The organism is Streptomyces wedmorensis (assembly GCF_000716445.1).
GTDB classification, from domain to species: Bacteria; Actinomycetota; Actinomycetes; order Streptomycetales; family Streptomycetaceae; genus Streptomyces; species Streptomyces wedmorensis.
Genome location: NZ_JNWK01000079.1, coordinates 101,461 through 108,904, shown reverse-complemented (window position 1 = coordinate 108,904; position 7,444 = coordinate 101,461). Strand labels below are relative to the sequence as shown.

At 74.2% G+C, this 7,444-nt stretch carries 6 protein-coding genes; 1 reads left to right on the top strand and 5 read right to left on the bottom strand.

Annotation, left to right across the window (positions count from 1 at the left end):
• Positions 1 to 244: 244 nt before the first annotated feature.
• Entirely contained in the window at positions 245 to 1,573 is a 1,329-nt protein-coding gene (locus OO54_RS37520) for an MFS transporter (RefSeq protein ID WP_033211447.1), read from the bottom strand.
• 193 nt (positions 1,574 to 1,766) lie between these two features.
• Entirely contained in the window at positions 1,767 to 3,020 is a 1,254-nt protein-coding gene (locus OO54_RS37515) for an MFS transporter (RefSeq protein ID WP_033211446.1), read from the bottom strand.
• A gap of 67 nt (positions 3,021 to 3,087) precedes the next feature.
• Here OO54_RS37515 and OO54_RS37510 point away from each other — a divergent pair, with 67 nt between their 5' ends.
• The gene (locus OO54_RS37510; protein WP_033211445.1) at positions 3,088 to 4,089 is read left to right on the top strand and encodes a GlxA family transcriptional regulator; all 1,002 of its coding nucleotides are present in this window, start codon (positions 3,088 to 3,090) and stop codon (positions 4,087 to 4,089) included.
• Here the strand turns inward: OO54_RS37510 and OO54_RS37505 are convergent.
• The 3 genes from OO54_RS37505 to OO54_RS37495 form a co-directional block, all read right to left on the bottom strand.
• A complete protein-coding gene (locus tag OO54_RS37505) occupies positions 4,044 to 5,270 on the bottom strand; it encodes an MFS transporter (RefSeq protein WP_033211444.1) in 1,227 nt (408 codons plus the stop codon). The two genes, OO54_RS37510 and OO54_RS37505, sit on opposite strands and share 46 nt — an antisense overlap.
• Positions 5,271 to 5,387: 117 nt before the next feature.
• Positions 5,388 to 6,437: a Zn-dependent alcohol dehydrogenase gene (locus tag OO54_RS37500; RefSeq protein WP_033211443.1), complete on the bottom strand. Its 1,050-nt coding sequence runs from the start codon at positions 6,435 to 6,437 to the stop codon at positions 5,388 to 5,390.
• On the bottom strand, positions 6,434 to 7,366 hold the full coding sequence (locus tag OO54_RS37495) for an SDR family NAD(P)-dependent oxidoreductase (RefSeq protein ID WP_033211442.1): 933 nt from the start codon (positions 7,364 to 7,366) through the stop codon (positions 6,434 to 6,436). Before OO54_RS37495 ends, OO54_RS37500 begins: the two co-directional genes overlap by 4 nt.
• Between the last annotated feature and the right edge of the window lie 78 nt (positions 7,367 to 7,444).

Genomic DNA, 7,444 nt, shown 5'->3' with positions numbered 1-7,444 from the left:
GACCCCGGGTTGTGGGCAACTGTTCCGCAAGGGCGGAACGGGTGGGCACAACCCACCACGGCGCCGCACCTTCGGCGCACCGTCCAGGCCCGGAAGCCTGGGCCCGGCAGAGGGCGCCGTCCCGTGTGCCCACCCGTCCCGCCCAGCGGGACGATTGCCCACACGGCGGGGGCGCGGGGGCGGGCGCAGCCCACACGGCGGTGGCGCGGGGGCGGGCGCAGCCCACGTGGCGGGCCCTCAGGAGTCAGGGGGTCAGAGGGATCAGGGGGTCAGGGGGGGTTTGGGGGCGGCGGATGACGAGGGACATGAGGGCGGCGGCGGCGCAGAGGGCGCCGGAGGCGTACCAGACGACGTCGTAGCTGCCGAAGACGTCGCGGGCGACACCGCCGGCGAAGGCGACGACGGCGGCGCCGACCTGGTGGGAGGCGAGGACCCAGCCGAAGACGATGGCGGAGTCGTCGCCGTAGTGCTCGCGGCAGAGGGCGATCGTGGGCGGGACGGTGGCGACCCAGTCCAGGCCGTAGAAGACGATGAAGAACAGCATCGGCGGGTGGACGGCGGGGGCGAGGAGCATCGGCAGGAAGAGCAGGGAGACGCCGCGGAGCGCGTAGTAGACGGCGAGCAGGCGGCGGGCCGCGAAGCGGTCGGTGAACCAGCCGGAGGCGATGGTGCCGACGACGTCGAAGACGCCGATGACGGCGAGGAGTCCGGCGGCCGCGGTGACGGGCATGCCGTGGTCGTGGGCGGCGGGCACGAAGTGGGTCTTGACCAGGCCGTTCGTGGAGGCGCCGCAGATCGCGAAGGTGCCGGCGAGGAGCCAGAAGGGGCCGGTGCGGGCGGCCTTGAGCAGGACGGTGACGGCGCGGCGGGCGGCGCCGGTGACGGGCGCGGGCTTGTCGGCGTACGCGCCGCCGTAGGGGGCCAGGCCGACGTCCGCGGGGTGGTCGCGCAGCAGCAGCCACACGAAGGGGACGACGGCGAGGGCGGCGAGGGCGACGGTCACGGCGGCGGGGCGCCAGCCGTGGTGCTCGACCAGCCAGGAGAGCAGCGGGAGGAAGACCAGCTGGCCGGAGGCCCCGGCGGCGGTGAGGATGCCGGTGACGAGGCCCCGGCGGGCGGTGAACCAGCGGTTGGTGACGGTCGCGGCGAAGGCGAGGGCCATGGAGCCGCTGCCGAGGCCGACGAGGACGCCCCAGTAGAGGACGAGTTGCCAGGCCGCGGTCATCAACACCGTCAGGATCGACCCGGCGGCGATGATCGTGAGCGCGACGGCGACGACGCGGCGGATGCCGAACCGGTCCATGAGCGCGGCGGCGAAGGGGGCGGTGAGTCCGTAGAGGGCGAGGTTCACCGAGACGGCGAAGCCGATCGTGCCGCGCGACCAGTCGAACTCGGCGTGCAGCGGCTCGATCAGCAGGCCCGGCAGGGAGGCGAACGCCGCGGCGCCGATGATCGTGACGAAGGTGACCGCCGCGACGAACCAGGCGCGGTGGACGCGGGGGGTGCGGACGGGGGGACGGTCTGATGCGGGTCCGGCGGGGCGCTCGGTTGTCTGGGCCATGCCACCGAGCATCCCGTCCGTGCCACCGCTCCGGCCATTGGCCGGAATGACAGCTTTCCAAAGGATCGGGACACGCCCCCGGGAAGCCTTCCGCACCCGCCCCCAACGCCACCGGCACCGGCACCGGCACCGGCACCCCGCGCGGCACCGCCTACACCCGCGGCAGCGCCTACACCCGCGCCACCGCCTACACCCACGGCACCGCCTACACCCGCGGCAGCGTCCTGATCGGGCGTACGGCGAGCAGTGCCGCCACCACGAGGACCGCGATGCCCGCGCCCGTGAGCAGTACCTGCTGGGTGCCGACGGCCGCCGCGACCGGGCCCGACAGGGTGCGGCCGACGCCCATCATGAGGAGGGAGCCGGCGACGTCGTAGGCGTGCATGCGGTTGAGGGCCTCCTGCGGGACGTGGGTCTGGACGGCGGTGGACCACATGACCAACCAGAAGGCGAAGGCGGCGCCGCCGATGAACTGGCCGGCGCCGAGGAGGGCGACGGGTGCGCCGAGGCCGAGCAGGGCGAGGTTCACGGAGAGGCCGAGGAGGGCGATCGCGCCGGAGGCGAGGGGGCGGTCGGGGCGGAGCCGGAGGGCGAGGAGGCCGCCGGCCGCGCTGCCGGCGCCGTTGACGGCCATGAGCACGCCGTACGCGGCCGATCCGTGGTCCTCGGTGACCAGGCTCGCGGTGAGCGGCACCATGGGGCCGGCGACGGTCAGCCCGTACACGGTCCAGATGGATATGACGCCCCACAGCCAGCTCCGGGACCGGAACTCCCGCCACCCGCCGACGAGTTCGGCGCCCAGGGAGTCCCGGCGGGCGGAGTCGGAGGGAAGCGGGGCGATGCGCAGCAGGGTGAGGCAGAGGGCGCTGATCGCGAACGTCACGCCGTTGACGGCGAAGGCCGCGCCCGCGTTCCAGAGGGCGACGAGCAGGCCCGCGGCGGCCGGTCCCGCCATCGTCATGAGGGCTTCGGCGACCCGCAGGACGGCGTTGGCGCGCTGCACGTCGGGGGCGATGCGGGGGATGGTGGAGGCGACGCCGGGCTGGAAGAGGGCGGCGCCCATGCCGGCGGCGACGGAGAGGGTGTAGACGGCCCAGAGCGGGGGGCTGCCGAGGCTGAAGGAGACGGCGAGGACGGCGGCGCCGGGCAGTCGCAGGAGGTCCGCGAGGATCATCATGCGGCGGGCGGTGAACCGGTCGGCGAGGACGCCGCCGAAGAGCACGAAGAGCGCGAAGGCGGCCGTCCAGCCGCCGAGCGCGTACCCGACGGTGGAGCCGGGGTGGCCGGCTCCGAGGAGTCCGGCGGCGAAGGCGACCGGGACCATGCCCTCGCCGAAGACGGCGACCGCGCGGGCGACGAAGAAGAGCCGGAAGTTGCGGTTCCACAGTGCGGGCGGCTCGGCCGGGGCGGGAATCCGCTCGGCGGCCTCAGACTTGTACGTGTTGTCCGTCACGGACAAGCAGAACTACCGGAAAGTGGTCTGGACCACCACTCCTTTTCCGCCGCCCGCCGAAGGGAGCACCCCCGTGCCGCCGCAGTCCGGCCCCACCCCCCACCGCGTCGCCGTCCTCGCGCTGCCCGGGCTCCTGCCCTTCGAGCTCGGCATCCCGCACCGGATCTTCGGCCGCGCCAAGGACGCAGAGGGGCGGCACCTGTACGAGATCGTCACCTGCGCCCCGGTCGCGGGCGCCGTCCCCACCGACGCCGACTTCGCCGTGTACGTCGAGCACGGGCCGGAGATCCTCGCGACCGCCGACACGGTCGTCGTCCCCGCCTCGTACGAGCTGGGTCCCGTCTACGACGAGGGCAGGCTCACCGACGAGCTGGCCGCCGCGCTCGCGCACATCAGGCCCGGCACCCGGCTCGTCTCCATCTGCACCGGCGGATACGTGCTCGCCGCCGCCGGGTTCCTCGACGGGCGCCCGGCCACCACCCACTGGTCCTCCGCCGCGCACTTCCAGCAGCTCTTCCCGACGGTGCGGGTCGACGCGGACGTCCTCTTCGTCGACGACGGCGACGTCCTCACCTCGGCGGGCGTCGCGGCCGGCATCGACCTGTGCCTGCACATCGTGCGCCGCGACCACGGCACGGCCGTCGCCAACGACGTCGCCCGCAGGACCGTCGTGCCGCCGCACCGGGACGGCGGCCAGGCCCAGTACATCGAGCGCCCGATGCCCGAGGCCGGCACCCACACCACCACCGCGGCGCGGGCCTGGGCGCTGGCCCACCTCCACGAGCCGATCCAGCTGCGGGACCTGGCCGAGAAGGAGTCGATGAGCGTACGGACGTTCACCCGCCGCTTCCGTGACGAGGTCGGCATCAGCCCCGGCCAGTGGCTCACCCAGCAGCGCATCGAACGCGCCCGGCACCTCCTGGAGTCCACCGGCCTCCCTATCGACCGCGTCGCCCAGGACGCCGGCTTCGGCACCGCCCAGTCCCTGCGCGTCCACCTGATGACCGCGATCGGCGTGACCCCGACGGCCTACCGCCGCACCTTCCGCACCGGCGCCGACGCCGACGCCGCCTGAACGTCGCCCGCCACCGCGGCACGGCGGATCAGCCGCCGTTCCCCCACGAAACCGGCCCCGGTGAGCAGCACGGTCAGGACCACCCCGCACAGGATCGCCGTCGACGGCGCCACCACCTTGAGCAGCCCGCCCGCGAGGGTGCCGCTGACCGCGTAACCGGCGCCCACCGCCGCGTACATCACCGAGTACCCGGCGGCGAGCGCGGACGGCGGCAGGACCTCCCGCAGGGCGAGGTTCCGGGCCAGGCCCGAAGGCGCCTGGAGGATCCCTGCCGCGACCAGCGCCACCGCGATCGCGGCCGTCCACGGCAGTACGGCGACGAGCGCGACGCCCGAGGCCACCGCGAGCACGAGCACCGTCGACTGGGCGGACAGCGACCCCGGCCAGTGCCCCCGCAGGCCGTACACGAACCCGCCCGCCGCCGAGCCGATGGAGAACCCGGCGAGCAGCGGCCCCGCCCACCCGATGCCGATCCCCCGCTGTTCGAGCAGGGCGGGCAGCACCAGCTCGGCCAGCGCGAGCAGCGTGAGGCCTGCGGCCCCCAGGACGTACACCGGCCAGGCCCGCAGCAGCATCCGCCGCATCGACGCGCCCTCCTCCTGCGGCTCCGCCGCCCACCCGGCCGGCAGCATCCGCAGCCCCGCCACCGACACGGCCAGCAGCGCCCCCATGAGGAGCAGCGGCACGGCCGGGTCGACGCCGAGCGCGAGTCCGGTCGCCAACGCGGGCGCGGCCGCCCAGATGGCGAAGGTCAGCACCGACTCCATGCTCATCGCCTGGGTGACGGCCCGCTCCGGTACGAGGCTCGTGAGCAGCGCCCGCAGCCCCCCGGGCACGGCGGCGGGCCCGACGCCCGCGAGCAGCGCGAGGGCGCCGAGCACCACCGGGTGGGCGCCCGGCAGCAGCCCGAGTCCGGCGAACCCGGCGGCGCCGACGGCGAGTCCGGCGGCCAGCTGCGGCCTGGCCCGCTCGGCGTTCATCCGCATGCCGAGCACGGGCGCGCCGACGATCTCCCCGAGCACGTACACCGCCGCGAGCACCGCCCCGAGCGAGTACCCGCCGGGCCGCTCCCGTACCAGGAACACGACCGCGAGCGGCGCCATGGCGATGGGCAGCCGGCTGGTGACCATGACGGCGGACCAGGCCAGGACGGGTCGGGTGGCGAGTTCGCGGTAGGACATGGCCGTGACCGTAACCCGCCGACGGTCCTGTCCCCCAGGGAAATACGGCGGGCTCGCACGCCTCGCGGCCCGCCCCGAACCGCCTCCTGTCCGCCGCCTGTCCGCTGTCCGTACGGCTCAGAACGTGAGCACGCCCCGCGCCACCTTCCCCCGCTCCGCGTCCTCCACGGCCCGGGCGAACTCCTCCACGGGGTAGGTGGCCGTGACGAGTTCGTCGAGGAGCAGGCCGCCCGTCCGGTACAGCTCCGCGTAGAGGGCGATGTCCTTCTGGGGACGGGAGGAGCCGTAGCGGCAGCCGAGGATGGACTTGTCCAGGAACATGGCGGCCGGGAGGAAGGTCGCCTCCGCCGCGGGCGCGGTCATGCCGAGGAGGATCGCCTGGCCGTGGCGGTCGAGGAGGTCGACGGCGGTGCGGACGAGGCCGGTGTGGCCGACGCACTCGAAGACGTGGTCGGCGCCGGTGGGCAGGATCTCGCGGACGCCGTCCGTGGAGGCGAGGAAGTGGGTGGCGCCGAACCGGCGAGCCACCGCCTCCTTGTCCGGGTTGGTGTCGACGGCCACGATCGTGAGGGCGCCGGCGATCCGGGCGCCCTGGATGACGTTGAGCCCGATCCCGCCGGTGCCGATGACGACGACCGTCTCGCCCCGGCCGACCTTCGCGCGGTTGAGCACCGCGCCGACGCCGGTGAGGACGCCGCAGCCCATCAGAGCGGCGGAGGTGAGCGGGATGTCCTTCGGGATCCGTACGGCCTGGACGGCCTTGACGACGGTCCGCTCGGCGAACGACGAGTTCGACGCGAACTGGTAGAGCGGCTGCCCGTCCCGTGAGAACGGCTGCCCCGGCATCCCGATCGCCTTCCGGCACATCGTCGGCCGCCCCCGGTCGCAGTCCGCGCACGCCCCGCAGTTCGCCAGCGTCGAGAGGGCCACGTGGTCGCCGGGCACGACGTGCTTCACCCCGGGGCCGACGGCCTCGACGACCCCGGCCCCCTCGTGCCCGAGCACGACCGGCGGTGGGAACGGGATCGTGCCGTCCACGACCGACAGGTCGCTGTGGCAGAGTCCCGCCGCCGCGATGGCGACGAGCACCTCGCCGGGCCCCGGGTCCCGTACCTCCAGGTCGTCGACGACCTGGACCTGCTTCCCGTCGAAGACGACGCCCCTCATGACGCCTCCCCCTTGCCGGCGTTGGGCCGGTCGCCCGCCGCCGCCGCGCGGGCCATCTCCTCCAGGCGGGCGAGCATCGGCATCGGATCGGTGCCGACGGTGCCGGGGAGGAAGTCGGCGATGCGTTCGGGGGTCCAGGCGGCGCCTTCGGCGTATCCGGCGCGGAGCTCGCGGGGCTGGGCCCAGACGGCGATCTTGGGGCCGGCGATCGTGTAGACCTGGCCGGTGATCCTCTCAGCGCGGGCCCGTTCCGAGAGGAGGTAGACGACGAGGGCGGCCACGTCCTCCGGCTCCCCCATCTCCTTCAGCTCCATCGGCACGTTGGCGGACATGCGGGTACGGGCCACCGGGGCGACGGCGTTCGCGGTGACGCCGTACTTGTGGAGGCCGAGCGCCGCCGAGCGGACCAGCGAGATGATCCCGCCCTTGGCGGCGGAGTAGTTGGCCTGGGCGACGGACCCCTGGTGGTTGCCGCTGGTGAACCCGATCAGCGTGCCCGTCCCCTGCTTGCGCATGACGGCGGACGCGGCCCGGAAGACCGTGAACGTGCCCTTCAGGTGGGTGGCGACGACGGGGTCCCACTCCTCCTCGGACATGTTGAAGAGCATGCGTTCGCGGAGGATGCCGGCGACGCAGACGACCCCGTCGATCCGCCCGTACTCGGCGAGGGCGACGTCCACGATCCGCTGCCCGCCCGCCATCGTGGAGATGTCGTCGGCGACGGCGACGGCCGAGCCGCCCGCCGCCTCGATCTCCTTCACGACGGCGAGGGCGATCTCGGAGGTCGGCTCGCCGCCCTCGATCGACACCCCGTAGTCGTTGACGACGACCTTCGCGCCCTCCGCCGCGCACGCGAGGGCCACGGCGCGGCCGATGCCCCGCCCCGCGCCCGTCACGGCGACGACCTTGCCAGCCAAGAAGTTCCCCACGCCCGGCCCCTTCCCGCATTTTCTGACGGTCCGTTAGATTCGTTCGTCGTCAGGATTCTACGGTCCGTCAGATACCGG